Source organism: Castellaniella sp. (assembly GCF_036379515.1).
GTDB lineage: Bacteria > Pseudomonadota > Gammaproteobacteria > Burkholderiales > Burkholderiaceae_B > Castellaniella.
The window spans coordinates 1-18,386 of record NZ_DASVGN010000018.1 but is presented as its reverse complement, the minus strand read 5'-3'; the positions used below and the strand labels follow the sequence as shown (position 1 = coordinate 18,386).

Annotated in this window: 18 protein-coding genes; 9 read left to right on the top strand and 9 right to left on the bottom strand. The window is 59.2% G+C overall.

From position 1 onward, the window contains the following. Positions 1–56: 56 nt before the first annotated feature. The 5 genes from VF285_RS05890 to VF285_RS05870 all read right to left on the bottom strand — a co-directional run bounded on the left by VF285_RS05890 (position 57) and on the right by VF285_RS05870 (position 4,367). Complete coding sequence (locus VF285_RS05890) at positions 57–1,337, bottom strand: L-fuconate dehydratase (protein ID WP_346951694.1); 1,281 nt, start codon at positions 1,335–1,337, stop codon at positions 57–59. 67 nt (positions 1,338–1,404) lie between these two features. After that, positions 1,405–2,226, bottom strand: a complete 822-nt coding sequence (locus VF285_RS05885; RefSeq protein WP_346951693.1) for a transporter substrate-binding domain-containing protein — start codon at positions 2,224–2,226, stop codon at positions 1,405–1,407. A gap of 45 nt (positions 2,227–2,271) precedes the next feature. Continuing rightward, the gene (locus VF285_RS05880; RefSeq protein WP_346951692.1) at positions 2,272–3,006 is read right to left on the bottom strand and encodes an amino acid ABC transporter ATP-binding protein; all 735 of its coding nucleotides are present in this window, start codon (positions 3,004–3,006) and stop codon (positions 2,272–2,274) included. Positions 3,007–3,026: 20 nt separating this feature from the next. After that, positions 3,027–3,674 carry an amino acid ABC transporter permease gene (locus VF285_RS05875; protein ID WP_346951691.1) on the bottom strand — a complete coding sequence of 216 codons (648 nt, stop codon included), beginning with the start codon at positions 3,672–3,674 and terminating at the stop codon, positions 3,027–3,029. Between the two features lie 9 nt (positions 3,675–3,683). Further along, positions 3,684–4,367 carry an amino acid ABC transporter permease gene (locus VF285_RS05870; RefSeq protein ID WP_346951690.1) on the bottom strand — a complete coding sequence of 228 codons (684 nt, stop codon included), beginning with the start codon at positions 4,365–4,367 and terminating at the stop codon, positions 3,684–3,686. A gap of 176 nt (positions 4,368–4,543) precedes the next feature. On the opposite strand from VF285_RS05870, the gene VF285_RS05865 reads away from it, so the two are divergent. From VF285_RS05865 to VF285_RS05855, 3 genes are all read left to right on the top strand, one after another. Further along, positions 4,544–5,296: a FadR/GntR family transcriptional regulator gene (locus tag VF285_RS05865; RefSeq protein WP_346951689.1), complete on the top strand. Its 753-nt coding sequence runs from the start codon at positions 4,544–4,546 to the stop codon at positions 5,294–5,296. Between the two features lie 98 nt (positions 5,297–5,394). Continuing rightward, a complete protein-coding gene (locus VF285_RS05860) occupies positions 5,395–6,558 on the top strand; it encodes a fumarylacetoacetate hydrolase family protein (protein WP_346951688.1) in 1,164 nt (387 codons plus the stop codon). Between the two features lie 150 nt (positions 6,559–6,708). After that, positions 6,709–8,310 (top strand): ABC-F family ATPase, encoded by a 1,602-nt coding sequence (locus tag VF285_RS05855; protein ID WP_346951687.1) that lies wholly within the window; start codon positions 6,709–6,711, stop codon positions 8,308–8,310. A gap of 96 nt (positions 8,311–8,406) precedes the next feature. Here VF285_RS05855 and trxA read toward each other — a convergent pair whose 3' ends face one another. Together trxA and VF285_RS05845 are read right to left on the bottom strand one after the other, a co-directional pair. Further along, positions 8,407–8,790, bottom strand: coding sequence for a thioredoxin (gene trxA, locus VF285_RS05850; RefSeq protein ID WP_346951686.1), 384 nt, complete (start codon positions 8,788–8,790; stop codon positions 8,407–8,409). A 116-nt stretch (positions 8,791–8,906) separates the two neighbouring features. Then, positions 8,907–10,199: an NCS2 family permease gene (locus VF285_RS05845; RefSeq protein WP_346951685.1), complete on the bottom strand. Its 1,293-nt coding sequence runs from the start codon at positions 10,197–10,199 to the stop codon at positions 8,907–8,909. Between the two features lie 132 nt (positions 10,200–10,331). Between VF285_RS05845 and tsaD the strand changes: the two genes are divergently transcribed. After that, positions 10,332–11,375, top strand: a complete 1,044-nt coding sequence (tsaD, locus tag VF285_RS05840) for a tRNA (adenosine(37)-N6)-threonylcarbamoyltransferase complex transferase subunit TsaD (RefSeq protein ID WP_346951739.1) — start codon at positions 10,332–10,334, stop codon at positions 11,373–11,375. Positions 11,376–11,402: 27 nt separating this feature from the next. Here tsaD and plsY read toward each other — a convergent pair whose 3' ends face one another. Beyond that, complete coding sequence (plsY, locus tag VF285_RS05835; RefSeq protein WP_346951738.1) at positions 11,403–12,119, bottom strand: glycerol-3-phosphate 1-O-acyltransferase PlsY; 717 nt, start codon at positions 12,117–12,119, stop codon at positions 11,403–11,405. 125 nt (positions 12,120–12,244) lie between these two features. On the opposite strand from plsY, the gene surE reads away from it, so the two are divergent. The 5 genes from surE to rlmD are packed head-to-tail and all read left to right on the top strand — an operon-like array spanning position 12,245 to position 16,762. After that, on the top strand, positions 12,245–12,988 hold the full coding sequence (gene surE / locus VF285_RS05830; RefSeq protein WP_346951684.1) for a 5'/3'-nucleotidase SurE: 744 nt from the start codon (positions 12,245–12,247) through the stop codon (positions 12,986–12,988). After that, complete coding sequence (locus tag VF285_RS05825; RefSeq protein WP_346951683.1) at positions 12,988–13,815, top strand: protein-L-isoaspartate(D-aspartate) O-methyltransferase; 828 nt, start codon at positions 12,988–12,990, stop codon at positions 13,813–13,815. The genes surE and VF285_RS05825 overlap by 1 nt, the downstream gene beginning before the upstream one ends. A 13-nt stretch (positions 13,816–13,828) precedes the next feature. Continuing rightward, positions 13,829–14,671, top strand: coding sequence for a peptidoglycan DD-metalloendopeptidase family protein (locus tag VF285_RS05820; protein WP_346951682.1), 843 nt, complete (start codon positions 13,829–13,831; stop codon positions 14,669–14,671). Next, positions 14,668–15,447 (top strand): 3'-5' exonuclease, encoded by a 780-nt coding sequence (locus VF285_RS05815; protein ID WP_346951681.1) that lies wholly within the window; start codon positions 14,668–14,670, stop codon positions 15,445–15,447. Before VF285_RS05820 ends, VF285_RS05815 begins: the two co-directional genes overlap by 4 nt. Next, positions 15,440–16,762, top strand: a complete 1,323-nt coding sequence (gene rlmD / locus VF285_RS05810; RefSeq protein WP_346951680.1) for a 23S rRNA (uracil(1939)-C(5))-methyltransferase RlmD — start codon at positions 15,440–15,442, stop codon at positions 16,760–16,762. Before VF285_RS05815 ends, rlmD begins: the two co-directional genes overlap by 8 nt. 8 nt (positions 16,763–16,770) lie before the next feature. Here rlmD and argH read toward each other — a convergent pair whose 3' ends face one another. Continuing rightward, positions 16,771–18,183: an argininosuccinate lyase gene (gene argH, locus VF285_RS05805; protein ID WP_346951679.1), complete on the bottom strand. Its 1,413-nt coding sequence runs from the start codon at positions 18,181–18,183 to the stop codon at positions 16,771–16,773. Between the last annotated feature and the right edge of the window lie 203 nt (positions 18,184–18,386).

Below are 18,386 nucleotides of genomic sequence, written 5' to 3'. Positions count from 1 at the left end.
AAAACAGGAGACTCATAGCGGAGCCTCCTATTTTTTAGCGCAACTGCCGAAGATTCTTAACCCTTGAACCGGTATTCTTCGAGCGAAGCACGTTTCATTTCAATCGAATACCCGGGTGCCGTAGGCGGCAGGTAGGCCGCGTCACGGATCACGCAGGGGTGCACAAAGTGCTCGTGCAAGTGGTCTACGTACTCGATCACCCGGCCTTCATTGGTGCCTGCAATGCACAGGTAGTCAATCATCGACAGGTGCTGTACATACTCGCAGAGCCCCACGCCACCCGCATGGGGGCAGACCTTGAGCCCGTATTTGGCGGCCATCAACATCACGGCCAGTACTTCGTTCACGCCACCCAAGCGGCAGGAATCGATCTGCACTACGTCCAGAGCGCCTTCCATAATGAATTGCTTGAACATCACGCGGTTCTGGCACATCTCGCCCGTAGCGACCTGCATGGCACCCTTCATGGCTTCGCGGATCTTGCGGTGGCCGGCGATGTCATCGGGGCTGGTGGGTTCTTCGATGAACCAGGGCTTGGCAAAGGCGAGCTCTTTGAGCCAAGTGATGGCCTGGGGCACGTCCCAGACTTGGTTCGCGTCTATCATCAGATGCCGATCGGGCCCGATGACTTCACGGGCAATGCGCAAACGGCGGATGTCGTCTTGCAGATCGCGCCCAACCTTGAGTTTGATATGGGAAAAACCTGCGTCGACTGCTTCCGTGGCGAGCCGCCGCAGTTTGGCGTCGTCGTAGCCCAGCCAGCCGGCTGAGGTCGTATAGCAGGGGTAGCCGTTGCGCTCCAGATCGTTTAGGCGCTCGGCCTTGCCCTGAGCGCGTTCCGTCAGAAGTGCCAACGCTTCGTCGGGAGTGATGCAGTCCGTCATGTAACGGAAGTCGATCAGCCGCACGATTTGTTCGGGGGTCATGTCGGCGACTAGCCGCCATACGGGCTTACCTTCGGATTTGGCCCAAAGGTCCCACACCGCGTTGACGACAGCAGCGGTTGCCATATGGATGGCACCTTTTTCGGGGCCGATCCAGCGCAGCTGGCTGTCGGAGGTAACATGGCGCCAGAATTGACCCATATCGGCGGCAATGTCGCGTAGATCCAGCCCCACCACCAGACGCTCCATCGCCCGGATAGCCGCGCAGCAGATTTCGGTGCCTCGCCCGGTGGTGAACGTCATCCCGTGGCCTTCCAGCTTTGGGTCGTCTGTATGCAGGATCACATAAGCCGCCGAGTAATCGGGGTCGGGGTTCATGGCATCGGAGCCATCCAGTGCCTTGGACGTCGGGAAGCGGACGTCCAGGACTTCAAATGATTTGATGAGAGTCATGATCGGTAGGGGGTAAGTGGGGCCTGCACCGTAGGCCCCGAGTTGAATCTTGTGTGGCAGGTAGAGACTATTTGGCGCCTGCCATGACATCTGCGGGTAGGTCGGTACCGTGATATTTCTTGTAGATGGTGTTCAATTTGCCATTTTTCAGATCTTGGCGAATCAGCTCGTCGATCTTTTGCAGCAATTCAGGGTTGTTCTTGGCCACCCCTACGCCCAGCATGGCGGTTGCCATGACAACCTTTATATCCAGGGGCTTGCTGCCCTGTTTCTCCAGGTTCTTGTTCAGCGAATTGATGATGGCCGGAGCACCGGAATAGATATGTGCGCGCCCGCTGGTGACTGCGGTCATGGCAGTGGCGTCGTCTTCAAAGCGCACGATATTGGTACCTGCTGGTGCGAGTTTGGTGACATTTGCATCGTTGGTGGTCCCGCGTGCTGTCACAACCGTCTTCCCCTTGAGGTCGGCCATGCTCTTGATGTCTTCAGTGGCGGGTGCCGCGATGACCGACTGAATGGCGGCATACGGCACGGAGAAGTCTACGACCTCCTTGCGCTGTGGGGTGATCGACAAGCTGGACACGACAATGTCGGCTTTGTTGGTCAGCAGAAACGGAATGCGGTTTGCCTGTGTGGTCGGCACGATTTCGAGCTTCACCCCGAGATCCTTGGCCAGCAGCTCAGCTGTTTCCACGTCCGAACCGACGGCCTTAAGATCACTGTTCTTCATGCCAAAGGGGGGGGCGTTCAGGTCGATGGCCACGCGGAGCACCTTCTGTTGTTCAACCTGCGCGAGCGTGTTGGCCTGGGTGGGAAGTGCTGTGGTAAGTAAGGTGGCGGTCGTCACTGCGATGGCGGCCATGCTGCGAGTCAGTTTGAAGCCAGGCATGTTGTGTCTCCTGAGTGGGGTGGGAATAGGCTCATACATTAAGATTTAGAGCCCGGTACTGAGAAACTCTTGTAGCTCGGGCGTGGCGGGGGCTTGCAGGATCTTTGCGTTGCCCTGTTCATGGATGCGGCCCTGATGCATGAAGATGATTCGGTGTGCAAGCTTTTGGGCGAAAGCCATTTCGTGGGTCACTAGCACCATCGTCATGCCGCCCGCTGCCAAGTTTTCGATGACGCGCAGGACTTCGCCTGTCAGCTGCGGGTCCAGCGCCGAGGTGACTTCGTCAAACAGCATGAGCTTGGGGTCCATGGCCAGCGATCGCGCAATCGCCACGCGTTGCTGTTGCCCGCCCGACAGTTGCTCCGGGTAGGCCTCGAGCTTGTCGAGCAGGCCGACCTGTGTGAGTACATGGCGCGCGACCTCTTTTGCCTTGTTCTTGGCCATCTTTCGTACAGAGCGTGGCGCGAGAGTAATGTTTTGCTCGACCGTCAGGTGAGGAAAGAGGTTGTAGCTCTGGAAGACGATGCCTACATCCTGGCGCAGCTGTTTGAGGTCTTGGTGGCTGATGTCGTTGCCGAATTGGTGACCGCAGACGGTGATTTCGCCTTCGTTGATGATTTCGAGGCGGTCCATGCAGCGCAGTGCGGTGCTTTTGCCCGACCCACTCTGCCCGATGATGGCAACGATCTCGCCGCGATTGACAGCAAGGTCTATGCCCCGGAGCACGTGGTTCTGTCCGAACCATTTGTGGACGTTCTTCAGGCGTACGATTTCTGACATAAGAGTTCCTTGGCAGAGTGTCAGTTGCGCGCCAGTGTCAGCTTGCGCTCCAGCCGTAGGCTGAGCCAGGACAAGGGGTAGCAAATTACGAAATAGAGGACGGCGGCAGCACCGAAGTACAGGAATGGCTCAAAGGTTGAATTGTTCAGGATCTTGGCGTTGTAGGTGAGCTCGGCGAAGCCGATCACCAGTGAGGCGAACGAGGTGTTCTTAACCATTTGCACCATGAACCCGACTGTAGGTGGTGTGGCAATCTTGAGAGCCTGCGGAAGAATGACCTTGAACATTCGCTGCACGCTGTTCAAACCTAGGCACTCAGCGGCTTCCCACTGGTTCTTGGGCACGGATTCGATGCAGCCGCGCCAGATTTCACCCAGGAATGCAGCTGCTTGTATGGTTAACGCCAGCACGGCGGCAAAGAGCGCCGAGACACCTTCGAAACCCAGCACCGAAGGCCCATAAAAGCAGATGCCCATGGTGACCAGCAAGGGCGTGCCCTGGATGATATTGATGTAGCCGAATGCCACGCCGCGCACGGCGCGATGGCCAGACACCCGCATCAGTGCAATGATCAGGCCCAGTATGGCCGAGAACACGAAGGATAGTACCGAGAGCAGTACTGTTCCCCAGGCACCCTGAAGCAGATAGAGAATTTGGTCTTCGTTCATGGGGCGGCCTTAAAGCGGGGTGCCCAGCTTGCGCTTGCGCGCAAACAGGAGTTTGCTGGCTAGAGCGAATAGCATGCGTACCAACCACGACATCAGCAGGTAAAGCACCCATAGCACGATGAAGACCTCGAAGTTGCGGAAGGTCAGTGCCTGGATATTGCCGGCGATGCCGAATAGATCCTCGGTACCCACGGCTGAGAGCAGGCTGGTTACCAGCATGAGCAGGATGAACTGGCTGGTCAATGCGGGGTAGACGCGCTCCAGTGCCGGCGACAGAATGACATGCCAGTACACCTGAAGCGGCGAAAGCCCCAGGCACTCACCTGCCTCGCGCTGGCTGCGGGGTACGGATTCGATGCCGGCGCGCACGATCTCGCACGTGTAGGCGGTGATGTTGATGACCAGCGCCAGGATGGCTGCCGTCATGATCGACAGGGTGAGCCCGATGCTGGAGAGCCCGAAGATGAAAAAATAAGCCTGGATGATGAGAGGTGTGTTGCGAATGATCTCTACATAGGCACCCACGCAGCGCTTCAGGATGGGGCCGCCTGAGCTACGGGCCATCGCACACAGTACGCCCATGACGAAGCCCGCGAGCGTGGACCATAGCGACATGAGCAGCGTGGTCTCGATGCCCTGGACGAACATGGGCCAGTATTGCAGTACAGCTGTGAAGTCGAAGTGGTAGGACATGTCACAATCAGTGGAAACGCCGAGCACTGAAAAAGTGGTCTGATAGCTTGAATCATGCTATTTGGTCAGACCGGATAAACCAATTGGTAGTTTCCCCGATTATTTGAGTTTTACAGAGGTGGCCAGACCACTTAGAATGTTTTTGTACACTCAACGACAACGTGAGCATTCTTTCCATGAATAAGCCCGATACCGCCTTCCCCTCGACACATCCGGCTCGTGGCTATCTGCATGTGGCAGAGGTATTGCGCCGCGAAATCCGTTCCATGGGGGTGGGCGGCGGGGGGCGCCTGCCTTCCGAACGTGAACTCACCCGGCTACTCAAAATCTCCCGAACCAGCCTGCGCGAGGCCTTGATCGTGCTTGAGCTGCAGGGTGAAATCGACATTCGGGTGGGGTCGGGCATTTACCTGAAAGAAGTGCAGCACCCAGAGGCGGAAGAACCCGCAGCGGTTGCTGCGTCTGAAGCCGACGATGGGCGGCTTGGCCAGAGCCCGCGTGAAGTCAATCAGGCCCGTTATTTTTTAGAGAGCGGCGTGGCTGCCCATGCGGCGCGCTTTATGACCCGCGCGCAGCTACGCGATTTGGGTGCGGCATTAAGCGATATGCGGCGTGCGCTGCGCCAGCGCAAGCGCCGAGGTGATCAGCCGCTTGCAGATGCTGACGGCCGCTTCCACATGGTATTGGCGGCTGCGGCCGACAACGAACTGGTGTCTCGTTTGTTGCGAGACTTGTTCGACCAGCGATATAGCCCTGTTGGCGGGTCCATGCATCGGCTTTTCGACAATGAGACGGTCTGGCAGGACGCCATCCAGGAACACCAAGATATCTACGATGCGGTCGTGAGTCGAGATCCGCTGCAAGCGCAAGCTGCCATGCAGCGGCATCTATCGCGCGCCTATGCCAGGCTCATGGCCGTTATCGGCTGAGGGCGGCGCATTTCCCGCCGTGAGCATCGCCACCGAGGTACTGCGCACGGCCTGCCGTTTTTGTGCAGTACAGAGCATTACGACTTTCAGGAATGAAAATGCAAACTGAAATTTCTCTTCTTCCTTCTGATTCCGATCGGGCACTTTTAGTGGGGCGGGTGTTCGATCCCGCTATTGGGGGGCCTAGCGTCGTGGCCCTTCATGCGGGGCAGGTGCGTGATCTGACGGCTCTGGCTCCCACTGTCTCCCAGTTGATGGAGGTAGACGATATTGCTGCTCTTGTGGCGCAATCTCCAATCGCGGCACACTGGAATTTGCAGGATTTGCTGCATGATACCTTGCATAACGACCGCAGCCGGCCTCGTTTTCTGGCGCCCTGCGACCTGCAGGTCATCAAGGCGTGCGGGGTGACGTTTGCCGGTAGCATGCTCGAGCGCGTCATCGAAGAAAAAGCGGCTGGCGACGTGCAGCTCGCCTCCAGTATCCGGGCCGAGATCGGTGAAACGATCGGTAGTGCGGTCTCCAAGATCCGTCCGGGAACTGAAGAGGCCTTGAAAGTACGAGAATTCTTGGTCAAGAAGGGGCTGTGGTCGCAGTACCTTGAAGTCGGCATTGGCCCTGATGCCGAGGTTTTTTCCAAAGCGCCTGTCCTGTCGGCGGTAGGGGCTGGCGAAGACATCGGCATTCTGAAGGCTTCGCACTGGAACAATCCCGAGCCTGAACTGGTCCTTACGGTTAATTCACGCGGGCAAATTCGAGGCGCGACGCTGGGCAATGACGTCAATCTGCGAGACATTGAGGGGCGCAGTGCGCTCTTGCTGGGCAAGGCCAAGGATAATAACGCCTCATGCGCTATTGGCCCTTTCATTCGGGTCTTTGACTCTGGCTTCACGCTGGATACCGCACGACAGCTCGACATCAGTCTCGAGGTCCATGGTCCTGACGGCTTTCAGCTAAGCGGCAAAAGCTCAATCCGCCAGATTAGTCGCGATTTGGCCGACCTGGTTGCCCAGACGTGCGGGCCTCATCATCAATACCCTGACGGTTTCATGCTGTTTACCGGAACCCTGTTCGCGCCGACCGACGATCGTGATAGGCCGGGTGAGGGCTTCACACACAAGATTGGCGATGTCGTGCGCATCGCGTCGCCGCAGCTTGGCCTGCTGCAGAACCGTGTCGTATACAGCGAAGATGCACCAGCATGGACGTTCGGTATCACGCAACTGATGCGCAACCTGGCTGCGCGCGGGTTGCTGTCGTAGTTTTTGCGAGCGGGTAGGGGCAGCCGAGAGTTGCGGGGGCTGGACGAGGTGAACCTGTACCCCTGCAGCCTCGGCGTTAGCACGGAAAGATTGTAAGGATGGTCTGCTAAAATGTCAGGTTATTCTCTAATCTTTTCAAGCATATCGCCCGTGATCTCCACCAGCAACCTCACCATTCAGTTTGGCAGCAAGCCGCTTTTCGAAAACATCAACGTCAAGTTCGGCGATGGCAATCGCTACGGCCTGATTGGTGCCAACGGGTCGGGTAAGTCCACGCTCATGAAAATCATTGGCGGTGACCTGGAATCGACAGCGGGTTCGGTCACACTGGAGCCGGGGTTGCGTCTGGGCAAGCTGCGTCAGGACCAGTTTGCGTTTGAGGACCAGCGGGTGCTGGACGTGGTCATGATGGGCCACCTCGAAATGTGGCAGGCCATGTCGGAACGGGATGCCATCTATGCCAACCCAGAGGCCACTGAAGACGACTACATGCATGCCGCTGAGCTCGAAGGGCGGTTTGCCGAGTACGACGGCTATACGGCCGAGGCCCGGGCCGGCGAATTGCTTCTAGGGTTGGAGATCCCGGTAGAGCAGCACAATCTCGCCATGCGCGAAATTGCACCCGGATGGAAGCTACGGATATTGCTGGCGCAGGCACTGTTTTCGAATCCAGATGTGCTGCTGCTTGATGAGCCTACCAACAACCTGGACATCAACACGATCCGTTGGCTTGAGACGGTGCTCAATGGCTACGACAGTACCATGATCATTATCAGCCACGACAGACACTTCTTGAATGAAGTGTGCACGCACATGGCCGATCTGGATTACGGCACGCTGCAGGTGTATCCCGGCAACTACGACGAATACATGCTGGCCTCCACGCAGGCACGCGAGCGTCAGGTCGCAGCCAATGCCCGTGCCAAGGAACGCGTGGCCGAATTGCAGGATTTCGTGCGGCGCTTCGCGGCCAACAAGTCCAAATCGCGTCAGGCCACGTCGCGCTTGAAGCAGATTGACCGGATCAAGTCCGAGACTGTGCAGGTCAAGCCCTCGTCGCGGCAGAATCCTTACATTCGTTTCGAGGTCAACAAGGTATTGCACCGCCAGGCCGTGCATATCGAAGACCTTTCCAAGGCGTACGATCGGCCCATCATCCAGAAGTTGAACACGATGATCGAGGCTGGCCAGAAAGTTGCCATCATTGGGGCCAACGGGGTGGGGAAGACCACGCTGTTGCGCATGTTGGCGGGGAACCTTGCAGCAGATGAAGGCGGGATTCGTTGGTCAGAAAATGCAGATATCGGCTATATGGCACAGGATGTGTCGGATCAGTTCGATTCCGATCGCGATCTGTTCGATTGGATGACCGATTATCGCCAGCCTGGTGATGAAGATCAGTCTCTTCGCTCGGTGCTGGGCCGGTTGCTGTTCTCTGGTGATGAAATCACCAAGGCAGTGCGGGTGTTGTCCGGGGGCGAAAAGAATCGGATGAGTTTTGGCCGCCTGATGCTGGGTCGCCACAACGTGATGCTGATGGACGAGCCCACCAATCACCTGGACATGGAATCCATCGAGTCGCTGCAGTATGCCCTGGAGCAGTATCAAGGCACGTTGATATTCGTGTCGCACGACCGTCAGTTTGTGTCCGGAGTGGCCACGCGCGTCATCGAGATTTTGCCAGATGGCAAGCTCAATGATTATCCGGGTACTTATGAAGAATATCTGGGGTCTCAGGGGATCGAGGCTTGAGACCTCTTGTCCATGTATCAATAAAACAGGGCGCCCTGTTTTATTGTGGGCAGCTTACAACCACTGAGCCGAGTGAACGCCTGGCAGTGCGCCCGCTTAGTGCGTCGTGGCAGTGGCCTTTTCTTGCGTCGCGATTTCGGCGTGCACTTTGGCCATGTCCACGGCCTTGACTTGCGTGATGAGATCTTCGAGCTGTGCGGCACCCAGGGCACCCGCCTGCTGGAAGAGCAGCACGTTTTCACGGAACACCATCAGCGTGGGGATGGAGCGGATGCGCAAGGCCATGGCGAGTTCTTGCTGTTCCTCGGTGTTGACCGATGCGAACGTCACGTCTTCGTGTTTATCGGCGGCGGTGTGGAACGTAGGTGCAAAATGCCGACAGGGACCACACCACGGCGCCCAGAAATCAATGATGATGGGCTGCTTTTCGGACTGGGTGGCAGCCTGGAAGGTGGCTTGGGTCAGTTCAATAACGCTCATGGCGACTCCAAAAATCGAGAGGGTGGCGCAAAGCCACCCCACATCGCCAGTGTACGCTGACTGTCAAGCGTTGTCCTGCTGACCCAGGCCCCGTGAGGAGGCCTGGGTGTCCGAGATCAGTCGGGGAAGAACGCAAACTTGATCACGAACAGGATGGCCACCAGCCATGCGGCTGGGTGGATGTCGCGGAAGCGCCCGGATAGGGTTTTGATCGCCACATAGCTGATGAAGCCGAATGCCAGGCCGTTGGCGATGGAGTACGTGAGCGGCATCGAGATGGCAGCGATGGCGGCGGGTACGGATTCGGTGATGTCGTCCCATTTGACGTTCACCAGTTCACGCAGCATCAGGCAGGCCACATAGAGCAGAGCGGGGGCGGTGGCGTAAGCGGGGACGATTCCCGCGATGGGCGAGAAGAACAGCGCCAGCAGGAACAGGATGGCAACCACGGCCGCCGTCATGCCGGTACGGCCGCCGGCTTGCACGCCTGAGGCGCTTTCGATGTAGGCGGTGGTGCTGCTGGTTCCCAGTACGGAGCTGGCCAAGATGGCGGTGCTGTCGGCCAGCAGGGCGCGACCCAGACGACCTGGGTTTTCGGGAGTGACCAGACCCGCACGGGTGGCGATGCCGATCATGGTGCCTGTGGCGTCGAAGATTTCGACCAGCACGAACACGATGATGACGTGGAAGAAGCCTTGGCTGAGGGCACCCATGATGTCGAGCTTGAAGAAGCCCGGTTCGATGCTGGGGGGCATGGAGATGATGCCAGCGTATTGCACCTGACCTGTTACCACTGCCAGCAGGGTAATGGCAAGGATACCCAGCAAGATGGCGCCGCGCACGCGCATGGCGTCCAGGGCGGTGATGATGAAGAAGCCCAGGATTGCATAGAGTGTATTGATATGGGTGAGGTCACCCATGCCAATCACGGTGGCTTTGTTGGCCACCACCACGCCTGAGGTGATCAGCGCAATAATCCCCAGGAACATGCCAATGCCGGCCACGATACCGGCTCGCAGCGAATGTGCGATGCCGTCTATCAGCCATTCTCGTATGCCGGTGATGGTGATGACAACAAAGACCACGCCTGAAATGAAGACGCAACCCAGTGCCTGTTGCCACGTAAAGTGCAGACTGAGCACCACGGTAAATGCAAAGTAGGCGTTCAGCCCCATGCTGGGTGCCAGCCCGATAGGCCAGTTTGCGACGAAGGCCATGATCAGACAGCCGATTGCGGCGGCGATACAGGTCGCCACGAACAGGGCTCCTTTGTCCATGCCGGTATTGCCGAGGATCGCCGGGTTGACGAAGATGATGTAGGACATCGTCAGGAACGTGGTGACACCGGCCAGTAATTCGGTACGGGCTGTGGTTTCGTGTTCCCTGAGCTTGAAGAGCTGTTCGAACATGTGGATGGGTCCTTTGGGTGACGGCCGATTGTCGTGGCCTATTGCGAGACGGCCTCATTCTAAAGCCCTTTTGTGAACGGCCGTATACTGGGAAACACCATGTTATTCGGCCCTGATACCGACTATCACGCCATGTTGATTATTGGATTTGAAAGCTCTTGTGATGAGACCGGTGTCGCGGTCGCCAGCACTGAAAAAGGCCTGCTGGCGCATGTGTTGCATAGCCAGATTGCCATGCACCGAGAATATGGCGGGGTCGTGCCCGAACTGGCATCACGCGACCATATCCGCAGAATCGTTCCCTTGACGCGACAGGCTTTGCAAAAAGCGGGTATTCAGGCATCCGACCTGGATGCGGTGGCGTATACCGCTGGACCCGGCCTTGCGGGTGCGTTGCTGGTGGGCGCAAGTTTTGCCAAATCTTTTGCCTGGGCGCGGGGCCTTCCTGCCATTCCCATTCACCATCTGGAAGGCCATCTGTTATCTCCTCAGCTGGCCGACGATGCGCCCGAATTCCCATTTGTGGCGCTGCTCGTATCAGGTGGCCATACTCAACTGATGCGTGTGTCAGGTGTGGGGCGCTATGAATTATTGGGTGAAACGCTTGACGATGCGGCCGGTGAGGCCTTTGACAAGAGTGCAAAATTGCTGGGCTTGAATTACCCCGGAGGGCCCGAGCTTTCGAAGCTCGCGGAATCAGGTAATCCGGACGCCTATGCCTTGCCTCGTCCCATGTTGCACAGCCATGACCTGGATTTCAGTTTCAGTGGCCTCAAAACGGCTGTGTTGACCCGCATGCGGGCGCTTGAGGCCGAGGGCCGGGCCACTGATGCGGTGGCCCGAGCCGACTTGGCGGCCTCTACGCAAGCCGCCATTGTGGACGTGCTGGCGGCAAAGTCGCTGCAGGCCTTGCGTGTTTCTGGCTTGAACACTCTGGTCGTCGCGGGCGGGGTAGGTGCCAATCGGCATTTGCGCGCCAAGTTGCAGGCTGCGCTAGCCTCGACGGGAGGGCGCGTGTATTTTCCGCCACTGTCTTTGTGCACCGACAATGGCGCAATGATTGCCTGGGCAGCCGTGCAGCGCGTGCGTGCCGGCCTGGTAGATCTGCCCGCTCTGCGCGACCCTGCCTTCGGGGTGTATCCGCGCTGGGACCTGCAGGATATCTGTGTTGCGTGACGCGAGGCTGGTGCGGCCTGGTGTTGCTTATTTTTTGTGGGCGTGGTGATGGCCGCCGCTTGCCTGCTTTGCAGCAGCGGCCTGTTCGGCACGGGCGCTTGCGGCGGCTTTTTTGGCACCGATACGGCCTTCTTTGCCTGCCAGTAGCCGGCTGATGTTGGCTTTGTGGCGCGCCAGAATCATGACGCTGACGAAGGTGATGACAGCTGCCGTGAGCGAGTTCATGCGCCAGGCGACATCCGCGCCCAAGATGTAATAGAACGGCGCAAAGATGGCCGCCATGATCGCGGCCAGCGATGAATATCGCAGCGTAACCGCTATGATGATCCAGGTGGCCACCGTCGCCAACGCCAGCCAGGGCTGCAGCCCAAGCAATATCCCCAGGGCCGTTGCCACACCCTTGCCGCCGTGGAACCGTAGAAACACCGGATACAAGTGGCCTAGAAAGGCTCCCAGGCCTGCCAATGGCACGGCTGCTGCCCCCACGTGGCCCTGCTCGAGTGCCCAGGCAGCCAACGCAACTGCTACCCAGCCCTTGGCGGCATCTCCAATCAGCGTCAGTGCTGCAGCCAGCTTGTTGCCGCTACGCAGAACATTGGTGGCGCCTGGATTGCCGGATCCGAAAGTTCTGGGGTCGCTCAGACCCATCAGCCGGCTGATGACGACGGCGAAGGAAATGGAGCCCAGCAGGTAGCCAACAATCAGGGCTACGAGAGTGCCTGCCGGCGCGAATGACTGGAACATTGCAAGGAAAGGGGGTGGAAGATGGAGAGACATTCTATAGCATCGTTTGCCGCCTGCCGGCACCTTCGGGTTTGTCCCCGGGTACAATTCGCATCATCTGGATTCATACGGACGAGGACGAGGGGATGCGCATATTGGTGTCCAATGACGACGGTTACACCGCAGCTGGCATCGAAGCGCTGGCGCACGCCCTGCAGCCATTGGGCGAAGTGACAGTCGTCGCTCCAGAAACCAACAGTAGCGGTGCGTCCAATTCTTTGTCGTTGCGTCGCCCTCTCTCGGTGCGTCAGGCTGCCAACGGCTTCTATTACATCAATGGCACGCCTTCCGATTGTGTGCATGTGGCCTTGCACGGTTTGCTCGATTTTCGCCCTGATTTGCTGGTCTCCGGGATCAACAATGGCGCCAATATGGGCGACGACACCTTGTATTCCGGGACGGTTGCCGCCGCCACAGAAGGTTATCTTTTCGGCATTCCATCCATGGCGTTTTCATTGGTCGAACGCGACTGGAAGCATCTTGATTGTGCCGTTCGAGTGGCACACGAACTGGTGGGGCGTTTTGCTGCCCGGCCGTGGCCTGAGCCGCTGCTGCTGAACGTCAATGTGCCTGCGGTGCCTTATTCCGAACTCACAGGTTTTAGGGCCACGCGGCTGGGCCGTCGGCATCCTGCAGAACCTGTGGTACGCAGTACCACGCCCTACGGAGAAACCGTGTATTGGATCGGCCCGGTGGGATGTGCGCTGGATGGCGGCCCCGACACTGATTTCGGTGCCATTGATGATCGTGCGGTCTCGCTGACCCCGCTACATCTGGATTTGACTGATCATACGCAAGCCGCCGCCCTCGCGGGCTGGGTAGAGGCCTGATGGGCAACTATAAGCCGCGTCATCCGCTTGACAGGCCGCGTCGCCCTGGCACGACCAACTGGGGGTCTTCGCCTGGGCCGGGGTATTCGCCGGCCAACAGCAATACCCGTATCCATGGGCCCAAACCCTTTACCCTTCCGGAAACGCCAGATAGGCATCCGATACCTGCGCCTGCGGCCAATCTTGGACTGAATTCCGACCGCTTGCGCACCCAGATGGTGCGCCGCCTGCGTGAGCAAGGCATTGCCGACGATCGGGTGCTGGCCGCGATGCAGGCTGTGCCTCGGCATTTGTTTGTCGACCAGGGGCTTGCGAGCCGGGCCTACGAAGACGCTGCGCTGCCTATTGGTTATGGTCAGACGATTTCCCAGCCCTGGGTCGTGGCGCACATGTTGTCGGTGATTTCTGAAGGCCGTCGCCTGCAACGGGTGCTTGAGATTGGCGCTGGTTGCGGGTATCAGGCCGCCGTGCTGGCACAGTATGTGCCTGAAGTGTTTGCGGTCGAGCGCGTCCGTGGCCTCTTTGAACAGGCACGCATGAACCTCTCGCAGGGACGCTCGCGCAGCCGGGTGCGTCTGGTGTTTGGGGATGGGATGTTGGGTCTTGAACACCATGCCCCTTTTGATGGCATTGTTGTTGCGGCTGCGGGCGTTAAAATCCCAGAGACCCTGCTGCATCAGTTGGCTGTTGGTGCGCGTTTGATTGCGCCCGAAGGCACTACGCATCAGCGCTTGATCCTGATCGAACGCACGGCTGCCACTTCCTGGCAACGTGTCGAGCTTCAGGATGTCCGATTTGTACCACTGCGTCCTGGCACGCAGCTCTGAGTAGGAGAACCATATGCTCGATGGGACGCTGGTAACAGAAGGCCCGTTCATTCAATCCCGCCGCACCGGGCGCATTCTGCTATTGACCGTCTTGCTGTCCACTGCTGTGCTGGCAGGCTGCGCGTCGCGCACGTCGCGGGCCCCAGTCAGTGATCAGTCCACAGGCGGAACCTCAGCAGGTTCGTCCGCCTCGGCTCAGGGCACTTACACGGTGCGTTCCGGCGATACGCTCTACAAAATTGCGCGTGATCATGGAGTGTCGGTGTCCAGGCTGGAGCAGTTGAACAACATCAACGATCCCGGCCAGCTTGCCATTGGTCAGGTTCTCAGACTGGACGGCAGCGCGTCCGCCTCTTCCAGCGCAACTCCTGCGGTCGTGGCCACGCCAGTGCCGGTGGCGTCACCTGTCTCGTCGTCCAAACCCAGTTCGTCAGGGGCTGCCGAACAAGCGCCCGCGTCCACCACCTCGGCCAGCCGTGCCAGCGACGCGAGCCTGGTTTCGTGGGGCTGGCCGGCAACTGGCAAGATCATTCAAGGGTTCAACAGCAACACCAAGGGGATCGACATTGAAGGGCCGCTGGGTTCTCCGGTACTGGCAGCAGCAGATGGCAAGGTCATGTATGCCGGCAATGGCGTACGGGGCCTGGGTAATTTGATTTTGCTGGGCCACACCAATGGTTTCATCACGGCGTACGCTCACAATCAGACATTGCTGGTCAAGACGGGGGCTACCGTCAAGAAGGGCACCAAAATCGCCACCTTGGGTCAGACGGATACCTCTTCACCTCGTCTGCACTTCGAGATCCGGCGCCAGGGCACACCGGTCAATCCTCTGTCTTATCTGCCTGCGCGATGATTCCTACGCTGGTCTTTGATCTCGAGACCATTCCCGATGCGGAGGGGCTGCGTCGTCTGAATCCCGACTGGCAAGGGCGGGACGATGCTGCTGTGATCGAGGCTGCGTTGGCCGAGCGCCGCGAGACGCATGGCAATGACTTTCTGCCGCTTCACTTGCAGAAGATCGTCGTAGTGGGCTGTGTGTTTCGCGACGATCAGGGGTTCCGCGTGCGCGCCCTCGGGCAGGCTGATGATCCCGAAGAATCGCTCATCGCAGCGTTCTTCAAGACGGTGGGGCATTACACGCCTACTCTGGTCAGCTGGAACGGGTCAGGCTTCGATTTGCCGGTGCTGCACTATCGCAGTCTCATCCACGGGGTTTCGGCACCGCGCTACTGGGATACCGGAGATGACGACCGCGAATTCCGCTTCAACAACTACCTGAACCGCTACCACACACGACACGTCGATCTCATGGACGTGCTGGCGAAATTCAACGGTCGCGCGAACGCGCCGTTGGATCAACTCGCCAAACTGTGCGGTTTTCCGGGCAAACTGGATATTCACGGCGATCAAGTCTGGCAGACGTGGCAGGTGGGAGATCGTCAACACGTGCGCAATTACTGCGAAACCGATGTCGTCAACACCTGGTTGCTGTATTGCCGCTTTCGGTTGATCAAGGGCGAGCTTGACGCTCAGGCCTATGCCGACGAAATTGCCCTCGTGCGCGATTCCCTTGCTGCCATCAAAGCGCCCCACTGGGAAGAATTCCTCGCCGCCTGGCCACATGATTGATCCCAAACTGCTGACACTGGACATCGAGTCTCTGGACCTCGACGGGCAGGGGATTGCACACCACGACGGCAAGGTCGCGTTTGTGCAGGGTGCCCTGCCTGGCGAACGTGTGGTGGCGCGCATCACTCGCCGCAAACCCTCGTTCGACAAAGCGGTCACCGAGCAGGTGTTGCAAGCCTCGTCCCAGCGGACGGTCCCCGCCTGCCCGCACTTTGGCGTCTGTGGGGGCTGCGCGATGCAGCACCTTGAACCCGCAGCGCAGCTGGCCATCAAGCAGCGGGCTCTTGAAGACGCGCTGGAGCATATTGCCAAGGTCCCTCCCTGCCAGATCCTGCCAGCCCTTCAGGGGCCCACCTGGAGATATCGCCATCGTGCTCGCTTGTCGGTGCGCTACGTGGCCAAGAAGGGGGGAGTGCTGGTTGGTTTTCGCGAGCGGGCAAGTAGCTATGTAGCCGATATTCGACAATGTCTGGTGCTGCCTCCCCATGTGTCCGCTTTGCTCGTACCCTTGCGGCGGCTCATCGAAAGCCTGTCGCATCCTGATCGCATGCCACAGATCGAAGTTGCCGTGGGCGACGAGGCCACGGTGTTCTGTCTGCGTCATCTGGAGCCTCTGACCGATCAGGACATTGCACAGTTGCGCGCTTTTGGTGAACACCATCAGATCGTCTGGTGGCTGCAGCCCCAAGGGCCCGATTCGGCGCACCCTCTGGACCCTCTGCAGCGGGATGCCTTGGCCTATTCCTTGCCGGCGTACGGTCTGCGCATGCATTACCGACCTACGGACTTCACGCAGGTGAATCCGCACATCAACCAGGCGTTGATTGCGCGCGCACTGCAATTATTGGACGTGCAGGCGACGGATCGAGTCGCGGACCTGTTCTGCGGCTTGGGAAATTTCAGCCTGCCTCTGGCAACGCAGGCTCGTGAGGTCGTGGGCATTGAGGGCAGTGCCACGCTGGTTGCCCGAGCACGCGAAGATGCGGAAAATCAGGGCTTGGCGGTGCGCGCAACGTTCACCGAGCTGAATCTGTTCGAAGTTGACGCCGACTGGCTGCGGCGGTTGGGGCACTTTGACCGGATGGTGATCGACCCGCCTCGAGAAGGGGCGTTGGCGGTTGCGCAGGCCTTGGCGGCACTCGCGCCCGAAGAGCGGCCCCGGCGGGTGGTGTACGTGTCCTGCAACCCCGCCACACTCGCGCGTGATGCCGGCGTATTGCACCACGTGGGTGGTTGGACCCTGAAGGCGGCTGGTGCGGTCAATATGTTCCCGCATACGGCTCACGTGGAGTCCATGGCGGTCTTCGAGCCCTGATCCGTTCTTCAGTGTGCCTGATCCAGGATCTGCTGGGCCTCGATGCGCACGCGCTCAGGCGCCGTGCCCCCCACGTGCTTGCGGGCGGCTACCGAGCCTTCCAGGGTCAGCACTTCGAAGACGTCCGGGCCAATGCCGGCATTGAAGCTGCGCAGTTCTTCCAGCGTGAGGTCGGCCAGGTCGCAGCCGCGCTCTTCGCAACTGCGTACCGCCAGCGCCACGGTCTCGTGTGCGTCGCGAAAAGGCAGGCCACGTTTGACCAGGTAATCGGCCAGATCGGTGGCCGTGGCATAGCCCTGCAGCGCTGCCGCACGCATGGCCTCGGGTTTGACCTTTACCCCACCCATCATGTCCGTGAAGATGGTGAGCGTGTCGCGGATGGTGTCGGCGGTGTCGAAGAGTCCCTCTTTGTCTTCCTGGTTGTCTTTGTTGTAGGCCAGGGGCTGGCTTTTCATCAGAGTGAGGAGTGCCATCAGGTGGCCGTAGACGCGCCCCGTTTTGCCACGCGCGAGTTCGGGCACGTCCGGGTTCTTTTTCTGCGGCATGATCGAGCTGCCCGTGCAGAATCGATCGGCCAGGTCGATGAAGCCCACGCGCGAACTCTTCCATAGAACGAGCTCTTCGGACAGGCGTGAGATGTGCATCATGATGAGCGCGGCTGCAGAGCAGAATTCGATCGCGAAGTCGCGGTCGGACACGGCATCGAGCGAGTTGCGGCAGACTTCGTCAAAGCCCAGCGTGCGCGCGACGCGCTCGCGATCGATGGGATAGGTCGTACCGGCCAGGGCAGCCGCGCCCAGCGGCAGGCGGTTCACCCGGCGCCGGCAGTCGGTCAGACGTTCAGCGTCTCGGCCGAACATTTCGGCGTAGGCCAGCATGTGGTGCCCGAAGGTGATGGGTTGGGCGACCTGCAGGTGCGTGAATCCGGGCAGGATTGTGTCGGCGTGCTCGAGCGCGAGGCTCGCCAGACGCATGCGCAAGTCGCGCAACAGGCCGCTGCACACGTCGATCTGGTGGCGTAGCCACAAGCGGATGTCCGTGGCTACCTGGTCGTTGCGTGAGCGTCCCGTGTGCAGGCGCTTGCCGGCGTCACCGATGAGTTCGACCAGCCGCTTTTCGATGTTCAGGTGAACGTCTTCGAGATCGAGCGACCAGGTGAAGCGTTCGTCTTTGATCTCTTCCAGGATTCTCTCCATGCCACGCTGGATGGAGGCCAGGTCTCCCTGGCTGATTACGCCGACGGCAGCCAGCATGTCGGCGTGGGCGAGCGATCCTTGGATGTCGAAGGTGGCCATGCGTTGGTCGAACCCGACGGACGCGGTGTAGCGCTTGACCAGCTCGGAGACGGGCTCGGAGAACCGGGCGGACCAGGCTTTGGATTTGTTGTCGAATTGATTGTGAGTGGAAGGCGTGTCGGTCATAGTGACGAATAGGTGAGAAGAAGACCTGCAGGGCTGCACTGCAGAGGGTACACGGGCCTTGCCTGTACAGGCAGCGGACGCAGCACCCGACCTGCGCTATATTAATTGCTTTTCCGCAGGATCATCGACATCATGGCGCAGACCGACATGCAGCAGATCACAGCCATCGTCAAACCTTTCAAGCTCGACGAGGTGCGTGAGGC